Consider the following 21,657-nt stretch of genomic DNA (forward strand, 5'->3'; position numbering starts at 1 on the left):
TTCCGGGTCGACGTTCATCCGGACCCCGGGCAGCATGGCCGCCGTGTGGGCGACCATGCGCCGGTTCGGACGCGTTCCAAGCGCCCCACCTTGAACTCAGCTTCATGACGGGCGCTTGACCTGGGTAAGGGATGTCCGCGGCAGGCGCTTCAGTCGGAGGCGAGCGGGTCCCGGTGGTCGGCCTCGTCCCGCTTCCAGTAGCCCTTGGCGTAGGCGCGGTGGCGGTCCAGGCCGAGGCCCTCCAGGAAGTGGCGGCGGATGTCCCGGACGGCGCCGGACTCCCCGGCCGCCCACGCGGCGACCCGCTCCTGCGGGACGGGTGCCTTGAGGACGGCGTCCCTCAGCGCTTCGCCCTTGACCCGGCCGGCGCGGTGCACCCACACGACGTCCAGGCCGTCGGGCAGGGCCACCTCGATCTCGGCCTCGGGGCCCGGCACCTCCAGGTAGACGGCGCCGCGCAGCCCGGCGGGCAGGTTCTCGGCGATGGTGAGGACGGCGGGCTGGGCGCTCTCGTCGCCCGCCAGGAGGTAGTAGCCGGCGTCGGGGTCGGGGCGGAAGGAGCCGCGCGGGCCGCCGAAGGAGACCTCCTGGCCCGGGCGGACGGCCTCGGCCCAGCGGGCGGCGGGGCCGTTGCCGTGCAGCACGATGTCGACGTCCATCCGCGGCGCGGACGGGTGCATGCGGCGCACGGTGTAGGCCCGGCCGACGGTTCGGCCGTCCAGCGGATCGGTGACGAACAGCTTCACCCACTGCGTCGGTTCGTCGCAGTGGAAGGCTGACATGCCGGGGCCTCCCAGGGTGACGCGTGCCAGGCGCGGGGCGATCGCGGTGACCGCCTCCACCGTGGCGGTATGACGGGTGCGACGGGTGCGGAACATGGGGACAGCCCTTCAGGCGGAGGAGTCGGGTGACGGAAACCCGGCGGGCGTGACGCCGTCCCGGAGTGTCAGGACGGCGGTGGTCAACTGCCGGACGAACCGGGCGTCCAGCGGCCGTCCCGTCATGAAGGCCCGGTGGAAGGCGGGCCCGACGACCAGGTCGAGGAGCTGGTCGGCGTCCTGCCGGGTCACCGTGGTGCGGGGGGAGGGTGCCAGGGCCGCCTGGATGCGTCCGCGGTCGTACTGCCGTTGTGGTCGCAGTACTTCGTCGCGGAGAGCCGTGGCGGTGGCCGTGTCGTGCAGAGCGTGCCCGATGAGCACGAACAGGACGCGGCCGGTGGCGGACTCGGTGAAGACCGTGCCCACGTGGGTCGCGTACTGCTCCAGCGCGGCCTGCGGGCCGTGCGGCGGCTCCGGCCAGAAGGCCGGGTCCCGCAGGTCCTCGTCCAGGACGTCGAGGAGGATGCCCACCTTCGACCGCCACCACCGGTAGATCGTCTGCTTGGCGACGCCCGCCCGTTCGGCGATCGCGCCGACCGTCATGGCGTGGAATCCGGCGTCCACCAGCAGGTCGTCGGCGGCGCGCAGCACCGCGAGGCGTGCGGCCTCGCTGCGCCGGGGGCCGCTGCGGGTGCGGGCGGCGGGCGCGCCGGCCGGCCGGTCCTGATCGTGCCGAGGGTCGATGGCGCGTCCTCCTCCTCGTCGCGTCGCGGCGTCCGTCCCGGAGCCGGTCGACGCGATCGAGACTAGACGCAACGGTGTGTATGGTCAAAGGGTCGGAGAACGGCACGGAATGGCCCGTCCCTCCCCGGATGGGGGATGACCGGAGAGGGACGGGAGCAGGGAGAAGGTCGACGCACGGCCTCAGACGGCCTCAGACGGCCTCGTGCAGCCCGTACGCACGATGTCGTACGACCTGTCAGTGTCGTGCGGCAGTCGCCTCCCGCCGGGTGTTCCCGGCCGGCGTACGGGCGAACAGCAGCCGGGTGCGCATCCGGTACACCGGCTGCTCGTGCTGGTCGACCGCCTCGACGACGAAGCGGACCGTGCCCGTGCCCGGACGCCGGGGGTGCGGCGCGGCCTCCTCCACGGTGGCCCGTCCGCGCAGTTCGTCGCCGGGACGCACCGGCTTCAGGAACCGGACCTCGTCCATGCCGTACGAGCCCTGGCAGGCGGAGTCCGCGAGCAGGGCGCGCACGAACTGCCCCATGACCACGGCGCCGGTGTGCCAGCCGCTGGCGACCAGGCCGCCGAAGGGGGAGCGGGCGGCGGCCTCGGGATCGAGGTGGAACGGCATCGGGTCGTAGGCGCGCGCGTAGCCGATGATGTCCTCGCTCGTGAGCCGTGTGGCGCCCAGCTCGTAGGCGGTGCCGACGGGGAAGTGCTCGAAGTGCCGCACGGTGACTGGTCCTTCGTCTCGGAGGGCGGTGCGGTGGGTCCGCGGCGGCCGGTTCAGCCGACGGGCGCCGCGGCACGCGTGTGCACGGGCAGGTCCGGGGTGCGGACGGGCACGCGCTCGGGGCCGCGCCGGCCCAGTCGGCGTTTCTCGGCGCTGAACCACTCCGCGACCCGGAACGCCAGGTCCATCGACTGCCCGCGGTTCAGTCGGGGGTCGCACGCTGTCTCGTAGCGCAGGTGCAGGTCGCCGGAGAGGACTTCGTCGCCGCCGCCGACGCACTCGGTGACGTCCTCGCCGGTCAGTTCCATGTGCAGCCCGCCGGGGTGCGTGCCCAGAGCGCGGTGCACCTCGAAGAAGCCCGTGATCTCGTCCAGGACGTCGTCGAAGCGCCGGCTCTTGTGGCCGCTGGGCGCGGTGAAGGTGTTGCCGTGCATGGGATCGCACACCCACGCCACCTGGGCGCCCTCCGCGCGTACCGCCTCCACCAGGGCGGGCAGCCGGTCGCGCACCAGGCCCTGTCCCATCCGCGTGATGAAGGTGAGCCGGCCCGGGGTGCGCCGCGGGTCCAGCCGGTCCAGCAGTGCCAGTACGTCGCCGACGGTCGCGTCGGGGCCGAGCTTGACGCCGAGGGGATTGCTGACGCCCGCGGCGAACGCCACGTGCGCCCCGTCCAGCCGGCGGGTGCGCTCGCCGATCCACAGCAGGTGCCCGGACAGGGCGTAGCGCCGCCCGGTGTCGGGGTCCGTGCGGACCAAGGCGGACTCGTAGTCGAGGAGCAGGGCCTCGTGGCTGGCGAACACCTCCGTGGTGCGCATCGTCGAGGTGGTCATGCCGCAGGCCCGGATGAACGCGAGCGCCGCGTCGATCTCGTCCGCCAGCCGCTCGTAACGGCGTCCCGCCATGGACAGGGCCACGAAGTCGCGGTTCCACTCGTGCACCCGGTGCAGGTCCGCGTGCCCGCCCGAGGTGAAGGCGCGCAGCAGGTTCAGCGTCGCTGCGCAGGCGTGGTAGACGCGCTCCAGCCGGGCCGGGTCGGGGGTGCGGGCCTCGGCGGTGAAAGCCGCCCCGTTGACGGCGTCACCCCGGTAGGAGGGCAGGGTCACGCCGTCACGGGTCTCGGTGGGCCGCGAGCGGGGCTTGGCGTACTGGCCGGCGATCCGGCCGACCTTGACCACCGGCAGGCCGGCCGCGTACGTGAGCACGGCGGACATCTGGAGCAGGACCTCCAGCTTGCCCCGGACCGACTCCGCGCTCACCGCGTCCAGGGTCTCGGCGCAGTCGCCGCCCTGGAGCAGGAAGGCCTCGCCGCGGGCGACCTCGCCCAGCCGGTCCAGGAGGGTGTCGCACTCCTTGGCGAACACCAGCGGCGGCGCGCTCGCCAGGGACGACAGGGTGGCCCGCAGTGCCGCGGGATCGGGCCAGTCGGGCTGCTGCGCCGCGGGCAGGGCCCGCCACGCGTCGGGGGACGGTCCGGGCGGCGAACCGCCGTCCTGTCCCGGGGAGTCGGGCCGTTCCGGGGAGCCCGTCGGTGACGGGCGCTTCAGGGTGTCCACGCTGAGAACCTCAACGCCTTCTGTATCCGAGGGCAGGGCACGAGCAGGGCGGGGCAGAGGGGCCGGGGTGCAGAGGGGGCCGGGGTGCGGTGGGCGCAGCCTGTCACGCGTCCGCCCGGCCCGGGCAGTGGGTCGTTGTGGCTAGAAGGGCGGATCTAATACCCGCGTACTAGCCCCAGCGGCCGACTGTCGGGGCGGTGCCCGCTCCTGGAGCATTTCGGCAGGCGCAGACCACCGGCGGGAGCCGTCGGTCCTCGTGGTCCCGCGCCGCACCCGCCACGCCACCTCCGAAAGGTGACTCCGCATGAGCAGCACCGCCAGGCCCTCCGGGTCCGTGTCCCGCCCGCAGACAGGGGACGAGTACCTCGAGAGCCTCCGGGACGGCCGGGAGGTGAGGATCTACGGCGAGAAGGTCGACGACGTCACCAGCCACCCCGCGTTCCGCAACAACTCCCGCATGGTGGCCCGTCTCTTCGACGCGCTGCACGACCCCGAGCGCAACAGCAGGCTGGTCGTCCCCACCGACACCGGCAACGGCGGCTTCACTCACCCCTACTTCAAGGCCCCCTACACCTCCGGCGACCTGCGTACCGCCGCGCGGGCCATGGAGGAGTGGGCGCGCATGACGTACGGCTGGCTGGGCCGCACCCCGGACTTCAAGGCCGCCTTCCTGTCCACCCTCGGGTCCAACAAGGAGCACTACGCGCCGTTCGAGGACAACGCGTCCACCTGGTACCGCAAGGCGCAGGAGAACGTGCTGTTCATCGGCCACGGCATCGTCAACCCGCCGATCGACCGCAACCGCGGGCTGACCGAGCTGAAGGACGTGATGCTCACGGTGGACCGGGAGACCGACGCCGGCCTGGTCGTCTCCGGCGCCAAGGTGGTCGGCACCGGCGCGGCGCTCACCCAGCACATCTTCATCGGCAGCTACGGGGTCATCCCGCAGGGCGCCAAGGACTTCTCCGCGTACTTCATCGTGCCGACCAACAGCCCCGGCCTGAAGATCATCTCCCGGCCGTCGTACGAGTTCGCCTCGGCCACCGTCAGCAGCCCCTTCGACCAGCCGCTCAGCAGCCGTCTCGACGAGAACGACGGCATCCTCGTCTTCGACCAGGTGCTGATCCCCTGGGAGAACGTCTTCTGCTACGACGTGGACAAGGCGAACAACTTCTTCTACGGGTCCGGGTTCTTCTACCGGGCGATGTTCCACGCCTGCGTCCGCTTCGCCGTGAAGATGGACTTCCTGACCGGTCTGCTCGCCAAGTGCCTGGAGACCACCGGGACTTCTGAGTTCCGGGGGGTGCAGAGCCGGCTCGGTGAGGTGCTCGCCTACCGCAACATGTTCTGGGCGCTGGTGGACTCCATGGCCGAGAACCCCACCAAGTGGCCCGACGGCACCGTCACCCCCAACGGGGAGACCGCGCTGGCCTTCAGGGTGCTGTCCTCGTCCATCTTCCCCAAGGTGCGCGAGATCTTCCTGCGGGACCTCGGCAGCGCGCTGATCTACAACAACTCCCACGCCGCCGACTGGTCCAACCCCGAGGTCCGGCCCTACCTCGACAAGTACGTCCGCGGCCTGGGCGTCGAGGCGATCGACCGGGTGAAGCTGATGAAGTTGGCCTGGGACGCGGTCGGCACCGAGTTCGGTGCCCGCTGGGAGCTGTACGAGATGAACTACGCCGGCAACCACGAGCAGATCCGCTTCGAGGCGCTCCACGCCCAGCAGGCCTCCGGGAAGTTCGACGACTACAAGCAGCTTGTCGACCAGTGCCTGTCGGAGTACGACGAGAACGGCTGGAAGGTCCCGGACCTGATCGACGTCAAGGACACCACCGTCATCGGCGGCGGCGTGCCCGGCACCGGGCCGGCCGGTCCGGTCGAGGCCGCGCGGTGAACAGCCCGGCCCGCGCTCCGAGCGGTCCCGCCGCCCCGCCCGGAGTCTCCGTCCTGCCCGACGAGACCCACCTGCGGCAGGTCCTCGGGCAGTACGTGACCGGCGTGTGCGCGGTGTCGACCCGCTTCGAGACCCGGACCGGAACGCGGCACGACGCCATCGCGGTGAACTCGTTCACCTCGGTCTCCCTCGACCCGCCGCTGGTGTCGATGTACCTGCGGGACGACTCCACCTTCCTGCGCCGGGTGCGGGCGTCCCGCCAGTGGGCCGTGTCCTTCCTCGGCAACCGGGCGCGGCCCCTGGTCGGTGCCCTTACCGCGCCCGCGGTGCGGCGCCCCCCGGTGGAGGAGGCGGCGGACTGGGCCGTCGGACCGCACACCGGCTGCCTGCTGCTGCCCGACGCGCCCGGCACCCTCGAATGCGACCTGCACCTCACCCAGGCGCTCGGCGACCACGTGCTCGTCGTCGGGCGGGTGCTGGGCGCCGTCGGCCGCGACCACGAACCCCTGGTCTTCCACCGCGGCGCCTTCACCGGTGTCGCACCGGCGCCCTGACCCGGCGACGGCCAACCAGAAGGAGGAGACGCCATGGCGGCAAGACGCCCGCACGTGGCCGTGGTGGGCGGCGGCATCGGCGGCCTGGCCGTCGCGCTCGGCCTGCGACGGCAGGGCATCGAGGCGGTCGTCCACGAGCAGGCCCGGGAACTGGCCCACCAGGGCGCCGGCATCGCGATCGGCGCCAACGGGCACCGGGCCCTGCGCGACCTGGGCGTCGCCGAGCGGCTCGCCGCCTCGGCCGCCCAGCCCGTCCGTGCCGACTTCCGGCACTGGCGCACCGGCCGGTCCATGGTGACCCACCCCCTGACCGGCAGCTACGAGGAACGCTTCGGGGCGCCCTTCTGGACGGTGGAACGCGCGGCCGTCCAGCAGTCCCTGCTCGCCCTGCTCGGCCCGGAGCACGTCCGGCTCGGTGCGCGCTGCACCACGGTGGAGCAGACCGCCGACGGGGCCGTGCTGCGCTTCGCCGACGGCAGCGCGGCCCAGGCCGACGCGGTCGTCGGCGCGGACGGCATCCACTCCGCGGTGCGCCACCACCTGTTCGGCCCGGACGAGGCCGTGTTCTCCGGTACGAGCGGCTACCGCGCCCTGGTGCCCCTGGAACGTCTGCGGCACGTCCCCGAACTCGCCGAGCCGGTCCTGTGGCTGTGGCTCGGACCGGGCCGGCACTTCATCGCCTACCCGGTGGCCGACGGCAGCGCCCTGAACTTCCTCGCCGTCGTGCCCGACCGGACCTGGACGGTCGAGTCCTGGTCCACCGAGGGGGACCCGGGCGAGCTGCTGGCCGCGTTCGACGGCTGGCACCCGTTCGTCACCGAGGTCCTCGGCGCCTGCGACCACCCCGGCCGTTGGGCGCTGTACGACCGTGAACCGCAGCGCACGTGGAGCGCCGGCCGGGTGACGCTGCTGGGCGATGCCGCGCACGCGATGCTGCCCCACCACGGGCAGGGCGCCAACCAGGCACTGGAGGACGCCGTCGTCCTCGCCCGCCTCCTGGCGGGCACCGATGCCGACCAAGTGGCCGGGGCGCTGCGCGCCTACGAGCGGCTGCGCCGGCCCCGCACCCGGCTGATCCAGGCCGGTTCACGCAAGAACGCCGGCTGCTTCCAACTGCCGGACGGGCCGGAGGCAGAGGCCCGCAACGTGCGGCTGGCCGGGCTGCCCGACGACCTCGCCTGGATCCACGGGCACGACGCCCTGGACGCCCTGCGCGACGCCCCGGCGCCGGTCTGACCGGCCGACCGTCCCCCGACCGCCTCGACGAACGGTGAATCACGCCATGGCACGCATCTACTCCTTCGAAGGCACTGTCCCCGTCGTGCATCCGACGGCCTTCGTCCACCCCGACGCCGTACTGATCGGTTCGGTCGACGTCGGACCGGGCTGCTACGTCGGCCCGCTCGCGAGCCTGCGGGGCGACTTCGGGCACATCGAGCTCAGGGCCGGCTGCAACGTGCAGGACGGCTGTGTGCTGCACTGCTTCCCCGGCGCCGACACGGTCGTCGAGGAGGACGGACACGTCGGCCACGGCAGCGTGCTGCACGGCTGCCGGGTCGGCCGGGACAGCCTCATCGGCATGAAGTCCGTCCTGATGGACGGGGTGGTCGTGGGCCGGCAGGCGTTCGTCGGCGCCGGCGGCTTCGTCAAGTCCCGCTTCCACGTCCCCGAGCGGCACCTGGTGGCGGGCAGCCCGGCCAAGGTGGTACGCGAACTCACCGCCGAGGAGATCGCCTGGAAGGCCAACGGCACCCTCCACTACCAGAAACTGGCCCAGCGCTGTCTGAGCGGCCTGCACCCGGCGCGGGCCGCCACCGAGCGCACCGCGCCCGTGCCCCTCGCCGGCCCCGGCGAGCCCGAGCACGTCACCCTGCACGCCTACCGGTCCCGCTGACCGGTACGCACCCCACACGTCACGCGGCCCGGGGCCCTCGGTGCGGTCGACCGCACCGAGGGCCCCGGGCCGCGTACTCGTCCTCCGCTCACAGCAGCCGCAGCAGGGACACGGGCCGCTCGACCAGGTCGGCCACGTGCCGCAGGGACCCGCCGACCGCCCCGCCGCCCCGCCGCCTCGGGGTGGTTGATGATCGGCGTCGAGCCGTCGACGCCGAAAACACCGTAGTCGTTGAGGGCGAAGGTCCCACCGGACAGCTCCGCGGGGGTCGGCGTCCCCGACCACCGCCACGACCAGACCCCGTCCGGTCTGCGCGGCGAAGCCCAGGTGCACCGACGGCAGCCGGGTGGCCGGCGGCGTACACAGTGGCGCCACCCGCCGCTCACGAGGGCCGGCACGGCCCCCGCCCTCGCCGGCCTCCTGCCCCGTGCAGGTGGTAACGGCGCCCGAGCACCAACCGCCGGTACAGCTTCAGCAGTACCGAGTCGTCGAGGTCCCGGGTGCCGGACGGGCTGTCGATGAGGGCCGGTCTTCTCCGCACCAGCATTCGCGGCGGGATGCGGCGACGGCAGTCGGCCGATACGGCTAGTACCTCATACCTACTCCCAACAGGCGACTGGCGGGCCCTTGTTCCGGACTCCACGCTGAAGTCACTCCCGCGGTGTCGCAGACCGCGGCTCCCCGCCAGCCAGGAGAGGTACTCCCATGAACAGCACAGCCACGTCCCGACTCGTCGTCGGCGATCGGTTCCGCGACTTCGCCGGGGCCGTCGGCGCCGACACCTTCTCCGATCTCGCCCGCGCGCTCGACGCCGGCGACCTGGACGCCGTCGACGGACCGGTGCGCGTGGTCACCGGCCAGGGCGTCGGCTCGTTCGAGGTCTCCTACCTCCAGGACGCCGTCGTCCGGCGGCGGTTGGACGACCGCATCACCCTCGTGCACGCCGCCGGGGAGCCCGCGCGCCGCCAGGAACTGCACAAGGCCCGAGAGGACAACGTGCTGGTGGCCGGCCTCACGCAGGTCGACGACACCACCTACGAGGCCCGGCTCCGGCTGCACGACCACAACGAACTCCTCGTCGACGTGCAGGACCGCGTGCACGTGCAGGGCATGGTGGCCGTCGAGGCGGCACGCCAGATGTTCGTCGCCGTGGTGGAGCGCTACTTCACCGCGCGCTGGCCGCAGCAGCGCTACTACATCGTCCTGAACTCGATGAACACCACGTTCTCCAACTTCCTCTTCCCCGTCGGCGCCACCCTGCGGCTCACCGTGGACGCGTCCGACCTGTCGGAGCCGAGCAGGCTCACCGTCCGCACCACGGTGGTGGTCGAGCAGGCCGGCCGGGAGGCCGCCGGCGTCACCATCGACGCCGCCGCGTTCGCCCCCGGACTGCTGGAGGACAAGGAACTGCGCCGGGCCAAGAGCGCGGTGGCGAGCACGATGGACGCCGCGCTCACCACCGCGTGACATGACGACGCCGGTACAGGACACCCAACCGCGTCCCACGCCGGGACGTATCCCGCGCCCCTGGCGGCTGACATACCTGGGGCCCCAGGGCACCTTCACCGAACGGGCGCTGCGCACCCTCCCGGAGGCCGACGGCTCCCGGCTGCTGCCGGCCGCCACGGCCGCCCGGGCACTGGAGCTGGTGCACCGGGGCGACGCCGACGCCGCGATGCTGCCTGTGCACAACACGGTGGCCGGACCGGTCGGGGACTCGGTGCGCGCGCTCGCCGAGTCACCCGCGCCGGGCGTCCTGCGCGAGGTCGTGCTCCCCGTCGAGTTCGCCCTGCTGGTGCGCCCCGGCACCCCGCTCGCCGCCATCCGCACGGTGAGCGGCCACCCGCACGCCGGGGCGCAGGTCGGCGGCTGGCTGGCCGGGCGGCTGCCCCGGGCGCGCTGGCTGCCGGCGCCGTCCAACGCCGAGGCCGCGCGCCGGGTCAGGGACGGCGCGTGCGACGCCGCGGTGGCCGGTGACTTCACCGCCGCCCACTACGGCCTGGGGGTGCTGGTCGCCGGCATCCAGGACACCGCCGGCGCGGCCACCCGGTTCCTGCTGTGCGCGCGCTCCGGCGCCCGCGTCGTTCCGCCCGTCCGGCAGGCCGACCGCACCTCGCTGGTCGGACGTATCGCGGGCCCGCCGGACGGCCTCGGCGCCCTCCTGGACGACCTGCGGCGCCACCCCTTCCTGCGGGCCGTGTCCCTGCACACCGTGCCCGACGGCCGCGGTGGCTCGGTCCTGTTCGCGGACTGCCCGGGCAGCGCCGAGCAGCCCGAGACCGCCCGCGCCGTCGGCCTGCTGCGCCTGCGCCTGCCCGCGCTGCGGTCCCTGGGGTCGTACGCCTCGGCGCCCTGCGCCCCACCGCCGTACGAACGGAGACTGAAGACGATGCACAGCGAGACGACCACCGCCGGCGAAGCAGCGCCCAGGGACATCGCCCGACTGCGGGAGCGGATCGACGACCTGGACCGCTCCCTCATCGGCACGCTGAAGCAGCGGCTGGAGACCTCCCGGGAGATCCAGCGCATCCGTACCGGCGGGGGCGGTGCCCCGCTGGACTCCGGACGCGAGCTGTCCGTCCGGGGCCGGTACGCCGAGGAACTGGGGGAGGGCGGGGCGGGCCTCGCCGAGGCGCTGCTGGAGATGTGCCGGGGGCGGTCACCGCGGTGAGTCCCCCATCGGGGACGGTGACACCGTCCCGCCGCCCGCGTCGCGGTCGTGAGGACGTCCTCGCGGCCGCGACGGCTCTGTTCCACGAACGGGGTCACGACGCGACGAGCATGAGCGACATCGCCGACCGCCTCGGTGTCACCAAGGCGGCGCTGTACCGCCATGTGCGGGGTCGGGCCGAGGTGCTGCGCGAGGTCACCGGTCCGGTCCGCGCGCACCTGCGGTCGTTGCCGGCCGTGAGCGCCGCCGCGGACGGCCGCTCACCCGTCGCCGAACTCACCGAACTGCTGGACGCGCTGGCCCGGGCGGCGGCGGCCGACCCGGTCCGCCACGCGGTGTTCTGGGGTGTGGGCGCCACACCGAGCCCGGACGCCGCGGACGCCGTGTGCCGGGCGTCCGTGGCCGGGCGGCTGGCCCATCTGCTGGCTCGGGCCGCCGGCCGGGGCGAGACACGATGCGACCTCGGTCCGTCGGTCACCGCTCGCCTGCTCGTGGGCGCGGTCGTCGGCACGGCGGCGGGCGGAGCGGACGAGGGGGAAGTGTTCGGTGGTCGGCAGGGACCGGGCGGCGAGCCGGGGGCCGAGGGGTCACCCTCGGTCGTCGACGTCCTCCTCGACGGCCTGCTCCGGCCGCCGGCCGGCCCGCGGCGGCCCTGAGGGCGGCGCGGACGGCCGGGACGGGGACACAGGGCGGGTGAGCGCGGCCCGCACGGCCTCGCGCAGCCACACGTGCACGGGCTCGGTCTCGTGCCGCGGGTGCCACGCCTGGCAGATGCTGATGGGCTCGGTGGCCACCGGCAGGTCGAACAGCTCGACGCTCACCGACCGTCGCGCGCCGGCGGCGACCGAGCGGGGCATCGCGGTCACCAGGTCGCCCGTCGGGATCATCAGCAGCGCCTCGCCGTAGTTCGGCACGGACACGATCACCTCCCGGTGCAGACCGAGGGCGTGCAGCGCGGTGTCGATGGGTCCCGCCATACGGCCCTTGCGGGAGACGCTGACGTGCCGTGCCGAGGCGAACGCCTCCGCGGTCACCTCCGCGGCCAGCAGCGGGTGCCCGGCCCGCGCCACGCCCATGAACCGGTCCTCGAACAGCGGCTCGATCCGCAGCTCCGGGCTGGGTTCGTCGATGACGCCGACCTCGATGTCCACGACGCCCTCCCGCAGGGGCGCGGTGCCGTGGTTGTTCTCCACCGCGAAGGCGAACCGGGCCAGCGGCACCTCCACGCTCGCCCGGTTCAGCAGAGCCGGCGCCAGCACCGCCGCGTACGCCTCGTCCGCCACGATGGTCAGCGTCCGGCTGACCCGGGAGAGGTCCTCCTGTCGGCTCGGGCTGAGCAGCGACTCCGCCTCCCACATCAACGCCCTTACCTTCGGCCGGAGTTCCAAGGCCCGGGGGGTGGGCACCAGGCCCCGACCGGCGCGGACCAGGACGGGGTCGCCGAGGGCGAGGCGGATCTTGGCCAGCGTCCGGCTCATGGCGGGCGGGGACAGCGCCAGCCGTTCCGCCGCGCCCGTGACACTGCCCTCCTGCAGCAGCGCGTCCAGGGCCGGCAGCAGACGCAGGTCCACGTTCGGTCCGTGACGGCCGGACAGCTCGTCGGCCCATTCGTCCTGATGGCCGCCGACGCCGGTCTCGCTCATCGCTTCCCCTCGACGGTGCCGGGCTCGTCGTGTCGTGGTCGCAGCCGCAGAACGACCACGAACGCCTCCCGCACCTGCGCGGACACGCGTGCTGCGGCGGTACCAAAATGTTCCACGTAGCGCAGGGCGGTGCCCGGCGTCTGCCTTTCCTCGAAGTCCCCGGTGGGTCGCGGCACGGCCGGGAGGGCGTCCGCGAACCGGGTGTTGAGCGGCGTGCCGATCTCCCGGCTGAAGCTGTTGACGCCGGAGCGCATGACGCACCTGCCGAGTGCGGCGACCGCCGTGCTGGACCCCGGACGGGCGCCGCCCGGCGCGGCGGTGGAATGCCGTACCGGGCCGGCCGGCGAGGAGGTGCTCACGAGGCGGGCACAGCCGGCGAACTTCTCGGTGTCGTCGGCGTGCACGAGCGCACCGGTGCGCAGGTGCGGTTCGGCGGCCCGGACGACGTCGAGATCGACCCCGGCCGCCGCGCATTTTCCTTTGTGGAGATCGACGGTATAGAGCTGCCCCATTCCATTGTCCTTCAGTGCCGCCGCGATATGGATGGCGGTGAAACTATAGGCGGCATATGCGGTACCGAATTCGAATTCGGTGCGGGGCCGCACAGCCCAGGATGTGGTGTGCCGTCGGGTGGTGTCGAGCCCCGCCGGTATGTCGTTCGAGAAAAGAGATGAGGTCATTCTTGCATTACCTTTCGAAGGTGTTTCAGGTGTGTCGATGTCTGATCAACGAGTGGGCTGGAGCGACCGTTCGGGAAGGCCGGGATTGGGAATGTTCAAGACCTTCGAATTAGCTGCGAAAGAGGGTTGTAAAGTATCCTGAGTGATGGCCGCCACCCCGACCAGGCAGATCACCGCCGCGTCGAATGCTTGGGTCGGAATGAATGATTCCGAAAAATACGAGATGGTGTTTGGTTTAGTGGGAAACTTGTTGCTGTGAAGTAACCCACGTTTAATCCACGGCTTCCACTTCGGCGCATATACTGTTTTCGCAACGGGTAATCGTTGACGTGCAACGGCGTGGGCGACGTGGCTCGCGTGTGCATCCTCGATGGGTGATGACCATGTATAGCAGGGGGAAAATCATGTCTCGCGCATCCCGTCCGACATCAGAGGGTCGGTTCTCTGCCTTGGGTTCCGAACGAACGGTGACGGACCTTGCGGTGCCGAGGGCGACCTCTTCGCTCACCCCGCGAGAACGTCAGGTTCTCGACGGGATCAAAGAGGGCAACTCGAACAGGATGGTGGCACGGTTGCTGGGGATATCCGAGCGAACCGTCAAGGTCCATCTGCATTCGATATTCATCAAGTTGGGCGCGGCGTCCCGCACCGAGGCTGTCATCGAAGGCATAAGGAGTGGCTGCATCACTCTGCACTGACCAAACGGTGAGGGCCCCGGCGCGGTGCGCCCGGGGCCCTCACCATGTGTGCCGGGTGGAACCGGCCGGTGGTCAGGAGTCGCCGGCCGACAGCTCGCGCGCCAGGGCGAGCGTGAGCCGGGCCGTGCTGTCCACCAGTTCCTTGTCGATCGGCGCACCGAAGACGAGCACACGGAAGTACAACGGGCCGAGGGCGAGATCGACGAGGTGGTCGACGCCCCGGTCGTCGACCGTGATCTCCTCACGGGCGAGGAGATCACGGAGCCCGGCGGCGTCCCGCCTCCGCTGCTCCCGCAGGAATCCGGTCCGCAGCGACGTCGCGGTGTCGTCGTTGAGCTGGGCGTGACCGAGAAGGGCCTGCAGCACCTGCCCGGCCGGCTCCTGGAAGAAGTCGGCCACCCGTCGTAGCTGGGACGTGAGTGCCTCCTCGGCGTCGACGCCGGCGTCAACGTGCCATTCCAGGGCCTCGCGGGCGTCGTCGGTGAGGGTGTCGAGGAGGATGTCGACCTTCGACTTCCACCAGCGGTAGATCGTCTGCTTGGCCACGCCGGCGCGCTGAGCGATGCCCTCGATGGTCAGGGCGGCGAACCCCCGCTCGACCAGGAGGTCGTCCGCGGCGTTCAGCACGGCCAGCCGGACGCTCTCGCTGCGGTGGGGGCCGGTTCGGCTGATGACCGTGGTCTTCTCACCGGCCGGTCGTGGTTTCCGCGTGGTACCGATGGCTCCGTCAACCCTTCACGTCGTATCCGTCGCTGTGATTCTGACACAGCGGGGTTCGCCGCGAACGGGGCGCGGCGGACCCCCGCTCAGGCGGCCTTGCGGCCCGTCCGCACCAGGCTGAGCAGCACACCGAGGGAGAGTGCGGCGACCACCGCGCTGAACGTCTCGCCGGCGGGGCGCAGGCTGGTCTCGCGGATCAGGACGCCCACGCCGATCGCGGGCACCGCCAGCATCGAGTAGAGGATGGCGAAGAAGGTGGACACCGACGCGCCGCGGTGCTGCGGGGCGCTGCGGGTGGTGATGCCGCCGATGCCGTGTCCGACCGCGATGCCCGTCGCCAGTCCGTTGACCGTGGCCCCGACGAGCAGCGGGGCCAGGGTGCTGGTGGCCATCGCGGTGGCGATCAGGGCGGCCGCGACGATCAGGCCCAGGCAGGCCACGGGCAGCGCGGTGCCGGGCTTGAGGGTGCGGACGAGGAGCTGGCCGAGCGCGGTGCACGCGAAGGCGACGAAGACGACGAGACCGGTCAGCGAGTGACTGGACTCGCGCAGCACCGTGCCCAGGAACAGGCCCGTCACGGCGGTCAGGACGCCGAGCACGGCGAAGCCGGCGCCCGCGGCCATCGCCGACCGCAGGAAGTCGGACCGGATCTCGCCCGGGATGTGCAACGGCTGGAACTGCAGGGAGAAACCGGACCGGTGGGCGGAGCTCTCGCCGTTCAGCAGGACGCCGAGGGCGGCGACGGCGGCGAGGACCAGCATGACGATCCAGGGGGTGCGCAGCGGGGACGGCGCGAGGTCCGCCAGGATGCCCGCCAGCAGGGTGCCGCACGCGAGCCCACCCATGTTCGCGAACAGGGCGACAGTGGCCGGCTTTACGCGACTGTGCTGCCCGAGCCGCTCGCTGAGCGAGGCCGTCGCGGCGCCGGTCACCAGCGCCGCGGAGAACCCGGAGACGATCCGGGCGACGATCACGGCGGTGACGTTCTGGGCAAGCAGGAACACCACCGCCGCCACCACGGACAACAGGGTGGCGGCGACGAGCACGGGCCGGCGCCCCACCTGGTCCGAGAGCCGGCCGAAGACCAGCAGCCCGAGGACGACCCCCAGCGCATAGACGGCGAAGACCACGGTCACGGTGAACGGCGTGAAGCCGAACTCGTCGCCGTAGAGCGGGTAGAGGGGGGTGGGTGCGGTGGTGCCCGCCATGGTGATCCAGAAGGCGAAGGCCACGCTGAACACGGCGAGGCCGGCGCCACGTGCCGTCGGTGGCGCGCCGGTCCGGTCGTCGGCGCGAACGGTCGAGTTCCCCACTGCGGTGGCCTCTCATGAGCGATGGAAGAGCGGAAGGAGCGGTGCGGGCGGCCGCGCAAGCACGGCCAGGAGAAACGGGTACGACGTGCGGGCATGCGCACAGGCATGGCGTACGCGCATGACAAGACTTACCGTTGCGTCTACATGAGAGACTAGACCAGTCGGTGCGTCTATTCAATGGCCGCGGGATGTACGGGGGGCGACGACTGTGGCCGTACCGACGGCGTCGTGCGCGCAGGCTGATCCGCACGGAGTACGCCGGGGACGGTGAGAAGGGCCGGACCGCAGAGAGTGTTCGCGCCGGTACGGCGTCTGTCGACGGTCCGGCGGGGGGCCGGTCCTGGGTGTTTCGGGACGCCGTCCGTTCAGGCCCGGTGGGAGTTGCCGGAGTTCGGCGCCGGGGTGGGCAGGGGGCTGGTTGCCGCCCGGGTGACGTCTCCGACGAGTTCGACGACGTCGGGGCCGTACGCCTGTGAGTTGACGACCTTGAGCAGCAGTACGAAGGAGTTGTTGCCGTGCTTGCGGGCCAGTTTCTCGTGGTGCCGGGCGAGGTAGCGGGTGGCGGCCTGGTTGGTGATCGCGCGCTGGCCGCAGAACAGGAACGCGGGCCGGGCCTCGCGCCGGTCCCCGGCGGTGAGGCGGGCCAGGAGTACGTACTCGGTGACGCCCGCGTCCATGCGGTAGCGCTCGCCGCCGATCTGGAAGGCGCCGCGGTCCGGGCCGGGTTCCGGGTCGACGTTCATCCGCACCCCGGGCAGCATGGCCGCCATGTGAGCGACCATACGCCGGTTCGAACCGGGGCCGCCCACGCAGAACTCCGTCCGCTCGCCGAAGCCCTGGCTGACCATGTCCTGGGTCACCACCTGGACATGCGCCCCGCACTCCTTGACCAGCGCCGAGAGTTCCAGCAGCGCGAAGACGTCGAAACGGTGGATCGCCGGCTCGGAGGCGGCGGGGTCCCGGTTGACGACGAGCAGCGACTCGGAACTGTCGGGCAGCCCGAAGAACGCCTGCTTGCGCCGGAGTTTCCGATTCCACAGATAGGTACGGGCGAGCCAGCCCAGCGTGGCGCTGAGGCCCGCCGCGACCACACCCAGGACGATGTTGCGTACGTCGTCAGTCATGGGCGGGCATGCTAGCGGGCATCCGCGTACCTGTGTTCGACGGGCCGCGGTGCCCCGGCGCACCCGGCCTCGTCGTGTGCTCCTGACGTGGCCATGACGATCAACTAAGCTGCCCGAACGGCCTTTCCCTGGAGGTGCGGATGCGTCGCCCTGTCGCACGGAATCTGACGGTCCTGGCGGTCTCGGCCGCCGTGGTGGTCTCGGTGGGAGCGGCGGCGCCGCCCACGCGGCAGAGCGGGCCCGCCGACCGGGTCGGGCCCGCCGACCGGGTCGGGCCCACAGACCGGGGCAGGCCCACCGCGCCCAAGACTCCCGTCGCCGTCGGGTACGGCGGCGCGGTCGCCAGCGTCGACCGGGACGCCTCGGCCGCCGGCATCGAGGTGCTGCGCAAGGGCGGCAACGCCGTCGACGCCGCCGTGGCGACCGCGGCCGCGCTCGGCGTCACCGAGCCCTACTCCGCCGGCGTCGGAGGCGGCGGCTTCTTCGTCTACTACGACGCGGGGTCCCGCACCGTGCGCACCATCGACGGCCGCGAGACCGCGCCGCTCACCGCCGACGAGACGCTCTTCACGGAGAACGGCGAGCCCCTCGCCTTCGCCGACGCCGTCACCAGCGGCCTGTCCGTGGGCACGCCGGGCACCCCGGCCACCTGGCAGACCGCGCTCGACCGGTGGGGCAGCCGCAGGCTCTCCTCGGTACTCGAGCCCGCCGAGCGGCTCGCCCGGCACGGCTTCACCGTCGACGAGACCTTCCGCTCCCAGACCGCCTCCAACGAGCAGCGGTTCCGCTACTTCCCGGACACCGCCGAGCTGTTCCTGCCGGACGGTGAACTCCCGGCCGTCGGTTCCACGTTCAAGAACCCCGACCTGGCGCGCACCTACAAGGAGCTGGGCCGCAAGGGCGTCGGTGAGATCTACCACGGCGAACTCGGCGAGGACATCGTCGCCGCCGTCAACAAGCCGCCCGTCGACCCGGACTCCGACTGGAACGCCCGCCCCGGCGACCTGTCCGCCAAGGACCTCGCCGCCTACGAGGCCAAGCTCCAGGCGCCCACGAGGACCTCGTACCGCGGCCTGAACGTCTACTCCATCGCGCCCTCCTCCTCCGGCGGCACCACGGTCGGCGAGGCCCTCAACATCCTGGAGCGCACCGACCTCTCGAAGGCGGACAAGGCCGGCTATCTGCACCGCTTCATCGAGGCCGGCCGCATCGCGTTCGCCGACCGAGGGCGCTGGGTCGGCGACCCGGCCTTCGAGGACGTACCGACGAAGGAACTGCTGTCGCAGCGGTACGCCGACTCGCGCGAGTGCCTGATCAAGGACGACGCGGTGCTCACCAGCCCCCTCGCGCCCGGCGACCCGAGGCACCCGGCAGACTGCGCGGCAGGCGGCACCGCGGCGCCGACGACGTACGAGGGCGAGAGCACCACGCACCTGACGGTGGCCGACAAGTGGGGGAACGTCGTCGCCTACACGCTCACCATCGAGCAGACCGGCGGCAGCGGCATCACCGTGCCCGGTCGCGGCTTCCTGCTCAACAACGAGCTGACGGACTTCTCCTTCGCCCCCGCCAACCCGGCCGTCCACGACCCGAACCTGCCAGGACCCGGCAAGCGCCCGCGGTCCTCGATCGCGCCGACGATCGTCCTGGACCGGCACCACAAGCCGGTCGTGGCCCTCGGTTCGCCCGGCGGCGCCACCATCATCACCACCGTGCTCCAGACGCTCACCGGCTTCGTCGACCGCGGACTCCCGCTCGTCGACGCCATCGCGGCGCCGCGCGCCAGCCAGCGCAACGCGGCCCGGACCGAGCTGGAACCCGGCCTCTACGACAGCGACGTACGGGCGGAGCTGGAGGCCCTCGGGCACTCCTTCAAGCTCAACCCCGAGATCGGCGCCGCGACCGGCGTACAGCGGCTGCCGGGCGGCAGGTGGCTGGCCGCCGCGGAGAAGGAACGCCGCGGCGGCGGCTCGGCGATGGTGGTGTGGCCGGTGCGCTAGCCGGGACTCACAGTTCGGCGACGGGCTGCTGCGGTGTACGGAACCGCAGCCGCCCGTCCTCGACGTCGACCGTCACCCGGCCGCCCTCCGCGATACGGCCGTCGAGGAGCAGCCGGGACAGCTCGTTGTCGACCTCGCGCTGGATGGTGCGGCGCAGCGGACGGGCGCCGTACTCGGGCTGGTAGCCGCGCTCGGCGATCCAGTCCACGGCGGCGTCGGTGAAGTCGACGGTGATGCCCTGCGCGTGCACCATGCGACGGGTCTGCTCCAGGAGCAGGCTGGTGATCTGCCGCAGTTGCTCGCCGCTGAGCTGGCGGAAGACCACGATCTCGTCGACGCGGTTGAGGAACTCGGGCCGGAAGTGCTCGCGCAGCGGGCGCAGCACCTGCTCGCGCCTGGCCTCCTCGTCGGCCTCCGCGCCGCCCGCGCCGAAGCCGATACCGGCACCGCGCCGGGTGATCACGTCGGAGCCCAGGTTGCTGGTCATCACGACGACCGTGTTGGTGAAGTCCACCGTCCGGCCCTGCGAGTCGGTCAGCCGCCCGTCGTCCAGGACCTGGAGCAGGATGTTGAAGACGTCCGGGTGCGCCTTCTCCACCTCGTCGAGCAGGAGCAGCGAGTACGGATGCCGGCGCACCACCTCGGTGAGCTGACCGGCCTCCTCGTGCCCGACGTAGCCGGGCGGGGCGCCGACCAGGCGGCTGACCGTGTGGCGTTCCTGGTACTCGCTCATGTCGAGCCGCACCATCCGGTCCTCGCTGCCGAACAGCGCCTCGGCCAGCGCCCGCGCCAGCTCGGTCTTGCCGACGCCGGTCGGGCCGAGGAAGAGGAAGCTGCCGATGGGCCGGTCGGGACTGGAGAGCCCGGCGCGGGAGCGCAGCACGGCGTCGGAGACGACCCGCACGGCCTCGTCCTGGCCGACCACCCGCTCGTGCAGGTGGGACTCCAGACCCAGCAGGCGTTCCTTCTCCTCCTGGGTGAGGCTGGCGACCGGGATGCCGGTCTGCCGGGACACCACCTCGGCGATGGACTCGGTGCAGACCTCCAGGTTCAGGCCCTCGTCGGCCTGGCCGTCGCCCGTGGCCTCGGTGATCCGCTGCTTCAGCTCGCCGATCCGGTCCCGCAGCCCGCTCGCCTGCTCGTACTGCTCGTCGGCGACCGCCTGGTCCTTGTCCCGGATCAACTGGTCGACCTCGCGCTCCAGGGCCCGTACGTCCGTGCCCTTGGTGCGCGACTGGAGCCGCACGCGGGCGCCCGCCTGGTCGATCAGGTCGATGGCCTTGTCGGGCAGCCGCCGGTCGGTGAGGTAGCGGTCGGACATTTCCACGGCCGCGACCAGCGCCTCGTCGGTGTAGCGGACCTGGTGGTGGGCCTCGTAGCGGTCGCGCAGTCCGCGCAGGATCTCGATCGCGTCGGCGGTGGTGGGCTCGGGCACCAGGATGGGCTGGAAGCGGCGGGCGAGGGCCGCGTCCTTCTCGATCCTGCGGTACTCCTCCAGCGTGGTGGCGCCCACGATGTGCAGCTCGCCGCGGGCCAGGGCGGGCTTGAGGATGTTCCCGGCGTCCATCGAACCGCCCTCGCCGCCACCACCGGCGCCGACGACGGTGTGCAGTTCGTCGATGAAGATGATCAGCTCGTCGGAGTGGGCGCGGATCTCGCCGACGATGTTGTTCATCCGCTCCTCGAAGTCACCCCGGAAGCGGGTGCCGGCGACCACTGCGGTCAGGTCGAGGGCGACCACCCGCCGCCCGACCAGTACGTCGGGCACGTCGCCGTCGGTGATGCGCTGCGCCAGGCCCTCCACGATGGCGGTCTTGCCGACGCCGGCGTCACCGATCAGCACGGGGTTGTTCTTGCCGCGGCGGGAGAGCACCTCGACGGTCTGCTCGATCTCCTCCTCGCGCCCGATCACCGGGTCGATCCGGCCCTGCTGGGCCAGCTCGGTGAGGTCGCGTCCGTACTTGTCGAGGGTCGGCGTGTTCGTGGTCCGCGCGCTCTCGGCACGGGCCTTCGCGGCGTCCGGCACCTCCGCGGGCAGGCCCGAGGGCGCGAACCGGGCCGCGTTCAGGATGTGCCCGGCGGCCGAGTCCGGGTTGGCGGCCAGGGCACTGAGCACGTGCTCCGGGCCGATGTACCCGGTGCCGGTCGACCTGGCCAGTTCGTGCGCGTCCAGCAGGGCGCGCTTGACGGCCGGGGTGAGCGAGAGCGACGTGGGCGGCGGGGCCTCGCCCGGCGCGTGCTGCGCCGGGCCGGTCCGCTCGTCGATCTGCGAGGCCAGCGAGTCGGGATCGGCCCCGGCGCGGCTGAGCAGCCCCCGGGTCGGCTCGGTGGAGAGCGCGGCCCGCAGCAGGTGCTCGGTGTCCAGGTCCCGGCTGCCGTGTTCGGCGGCGTACTGGGCGGCGCCGCGCACCAGCTCCCGGGCGGGCTGGCTGAGCAGCCGGCCGATGTCGATCTGCCGGGGCTTGGGCCCGCCGAAGAAGCGTGCCAGGAATTCCGCGAACGGGTCGCCCTCCGGGCCCATGAAGCCGCTGGTCATCGTTACCGGTCCTCCGCTGCTTCGCTGATCGGCGTGCCGGGGCCGGGTAACCGGTCGGCCTGCGGTCATGCCCAACATGACACGTTCTGTCCCACCG

The 21,657-nt window shown here is 72.3% G+C and carries 19 protein-coding genes and 1 pseudogene; 9 read left to right on the forward strand and 11 right to left on the reverse strand.

The features are described from left to right. Positions 1–149 precede the first annotated feature (149 nt). From KUM40_RS13680 to KUM40_RS13695, 4 genes are all read right to left on the reverse strand, one after another. A complete protein-coding gene (locus KUM40_RS13680; protein ID WP_217166108.1) occupies positions 150–878 on the reverse strand; it encodes a siderophore-interacting protein in 729 nt (242 codons plus the stop codon). Between the two features lie 12 nt (positions 879–890). Then, entirely contained in the window at positions 891–1,634 is a 744-nt protein-coding gene (locus tag KUM40_RS13685; RefSeq protein WP_254395065.1) for a TetR/AcrR family transcriptional regulator, read from the reverse strand. Positions 1,635–1,797: 163 nt separating this feature from the next. Further along, positions 1,798–2,277: a MaoC family dehydratase gene (locus KUM40_RS13690; protein ID WP_217166109.1), complete on the reverse strand. Its 480-nt coding sequence runs from the start codon at positions 2,275–2,277 to the stop codon at positions 1,798–1,800. Positions 2,278–2,330: 53 nt separating this feature from the next. Beyond that, positions 2,331–3,830, reverse strand: coding sequence for a class II 3-deoxy-7-phosphoheptulonate synthase (locus KUM40_RS13695; RefSeq protein WP_308401134.1), 1,500 nt, complete (start codon positions 3,828–3,830; stop codon positions 2,331–2,333). Between the two features lie 304 nt (positions 3,831–4,134). On the opposite strand from KUM40_RS13695, the gene KUM40_RS13700 reads away from it, so the two are divergent. The 4 genes from KUM40_RS13700 to KUM40_RS13715 are packed head-to-tail and all read left to right on the forward strand — an operon-like array spanning position 4,135 to position 8,175. Further along, positions 4,135–5,727 carry a 4-hydroxyphenylacetate 3-hydroxylase family protein gene (locus tag KUM40_RS13700; protein ID WP_217166110.1) on the forward strand — a complete coding sequence of 531 codons (1,593 nt, stop codon included), beginning with the start codon at positions 4,135–4,137 and terminating at the stop codon, positions 5,725–5,727. Further along, a complete protein-coding gene (locus KUM40_RS13705) occupies positions 5,724–6,281 on the forward strand; it encodes a flavin reductase family protein (protein ID WP_217166111.1) in 558 nt (185 codons plus the stop codon). Before KUM40_RS13700 ends, KUM40_RS13705 begins: the two co-directional genes overlap by 4 nt. A gap of 33 nt (positions 6,282–6,314) precedes the next feature. Next, the gene (locus tag KUM40_RS13710) at positions 6,315–7,517 is read left to right on the forward strand and encodes an FAD-dependent monooxygenase (protein ID WP_217166112.1); all 1,203 of its coding nucleotides are present in this window, start codon (positions 6,315–6,317) and stop codon (positions 7,515–7,517) included. Between the two features lie 46 nt (positions 7,518–7,563). After that, positions 7,564–8,175 carry a transferase hexapeptide repeat family protein gene (locus KUM40_RS13715; RefSeq protein WP_217166113.1) on the forward strand — a complete coding sequence of 204 codons (612 nt, stop codon included), beginning with the start codon at positions 7,564–7,566 and terminating at the stop codon, positions 8,173–8,175. Positions 8,176–8,263: 88 nt separating this feature from the next. Here KUM40_RS13715 and KUM40_RS13720 read toward each other — a convergent pair. Continuing rightward, positions 8,264–8,520, reverse strand: a pseudogene (locus tag KUM40_RS13720) (2-oxo acid dehydrogenase subunit E2); the annotation flags it as partial. A gap of 360 nt (positions 8,521–8,880) precedes the next feature. On the opposite strand from KUM40_RS13720, the gene KUM40_RS13725 reads away from it, so the two are divergent. From KUM40_RS13725 to KUM40_RS13735, 3 genes are read left to right on the forward strand one after another with little or no spacing between them, the layout of a single operon-like run. Continuing rightward, positions 8,881–9,642: an AfsA-related hotdog domain-containing protein gene (locus KUM40_RS13725; protein ID WP_217166114.1), complete on the forward strand. Its 762-nt coding sequence runs from the start codon at positions 8,881–8,883 to the stop codon at positions 9,640–9,642. 1 nt (position 9,643) lies between these two features. After that, a complete protein-coding gene (locus KUM40_RS13730; protein ID WP_217166115.1) occupies positions 9,644–10,846 on the forward strand; it encodes a chorismate mutase in 1,203 nt (400 codons plus the stop codon). A 17-nt stretch (positions 10,847–10,863) separates the two neighbouring features. Then, the gene (locus tag KUM40_RS13735; protein ID WP_217166117.1) at positions 10,864–11,502 is read left to right on the forward strand and encodes a TetR/AcrR family transcriptional regulator; all 639 of its coding nucleotides are present in this window, start codon (positions 10,864–10,866) and stop codon (positions 11,500–11,502) included. Here the strand turns inward: KUM40_RS13735 and KUM40_RS13740 are convergent. Both KUM40_RS13740 and KUM40_RS13745 read right to left on the reverse strand, forming a co-directional pair. Continuing rightward, positions 11,434–12,489, reverse strand: coding sequence for a LysR family transcriptional regulator (locus KUM40_RS13740; protein ID WP_217166118.1), 1,056 nt, complete (start codon positions 12,487–12,489; stop codon positions 11,434–11,436). The two genes, KUM40_RS13735 and KUM40_RS13740, sit on opposite strands and share 69 nt — an antisense overlap. After that, positions 12,486–13,169 carry a class I SAM-dependent methyltransferase gene (locus KUM40_RS13745; RefSeq protein WP_217166120.1) on the reverse strand — a complete coding sequence of 228 codons (684 nt, stop codon included), beginning with the start codon at positions 13,167–13,169 and terminating at the stop codon, positions 12,486–12,488. The genes KUM40_RS13740 and KUM40_RS13745 overlap by 4 nt, the downstream gene beginning before the upstream one ends. A gap of 404 nt (positions 13,170–13,573) precedes the next feature. Here KUM40_RS13745 and KUM40_RS13750 point away from each other — a divergent pair, with 404 nt between their 5' ends. Beyond that, positions 13,574–13,867: a response regulator transcription factor gene (locus KUM40_RS13750; protein WP_254395089.1), complete on the forward strand. Its 294-nt coding sequence runs from the start codon at positions 13,574–13,576 to the stop codon at positions 13,865–13,867. A 72-nt stretch (positions 13,868–13,939) separates the two neighbouring features. Here the strand turns inward: KUM40_RS13750 and KUM40_RS13755 are convergent, their stop codons facing one another. The 3 genes from KUM40_RS13755 to KUM40_RS13765 form a co-directional block, all read right to left on the reverse strand. Next, a complete protein-coding gene (locus tag KUM40_RS13755; RefSeq protein WP_217166124.1) occupies positions 13,940–14,494 on the reverse strand; it encodes a TetR/AcrR family transcriptional regulator in 555 nt (184 codons plus the stop codon). A gap of 179 nt (positions 14,495–14,673) precedes the next feature. Then, the gene (locus KUM40_RS13760; protein ID WP_308401135.1) at positions 14,674–15,900 is read right to left on the reverse strand and encodes an MFS transporter; all 1,227 of its coding nucleotides are present in this window, start codon (positions 15,898–15,900) and stop codon (positions 14,674–14,676) included. A 365-nt stretch (positions 15,901–16,265) separates the two neighbouring features. Then, complete coding sequence (locus KUM40_RS13765) at positions 16,266–17,024, reverse strand: hypothetical protein (RefSeq protein WP_217166125.1); 759 nt, start codon at positions 17,022–17,024, stop codon at positions 16,266–16,268. 140 nt (positions 17,025–17,164) lie between these two features. Between KUM40_RS13765 and ggt the strand changes: the two genes are divergently transcribed. After that, positions 17,165–19,024: a gamma-glutamyltransferase gene (ggt, locus tag KUM40_RS13770; protein ID WP_217166127.1), complete on the forward strand. Its 1,860-nt coding sequence runs from the start codon at positions 17,165–17,167 to the stop codon at positions 19,022–19,024. Between the two features lie 7 nt (positions 19,025–19,031). Here ggt and KUM40_RS42110 read toward each other — a convergent pair whose 3' ends face one another. Next, positions 19,032–21,560 (reverse strand): ATP-dependent Clp protease ATP-binding subunit, encoded by a 2,529-nt coding sequence (locus KUM40_RS42110; protein ID WP_217166128.1) that lies wholly within the window; start codon positions 21,558–21,560, stop codon positions 19,032–19,034. Positions 21,561–21,657: the final 97 nt, after the last annotated feature.

The sequence above is a fragment of the Streptomyces sp. AC512_CC834 genome (assembly GCF_019049325.1).
In the GTDB taxonomy this organism is placed as follows: domain Bacteria; phylum Actinomycetota; class Actinomycetes; order Streptomycetales; family Streptomycetaceae; genus Streptomyces.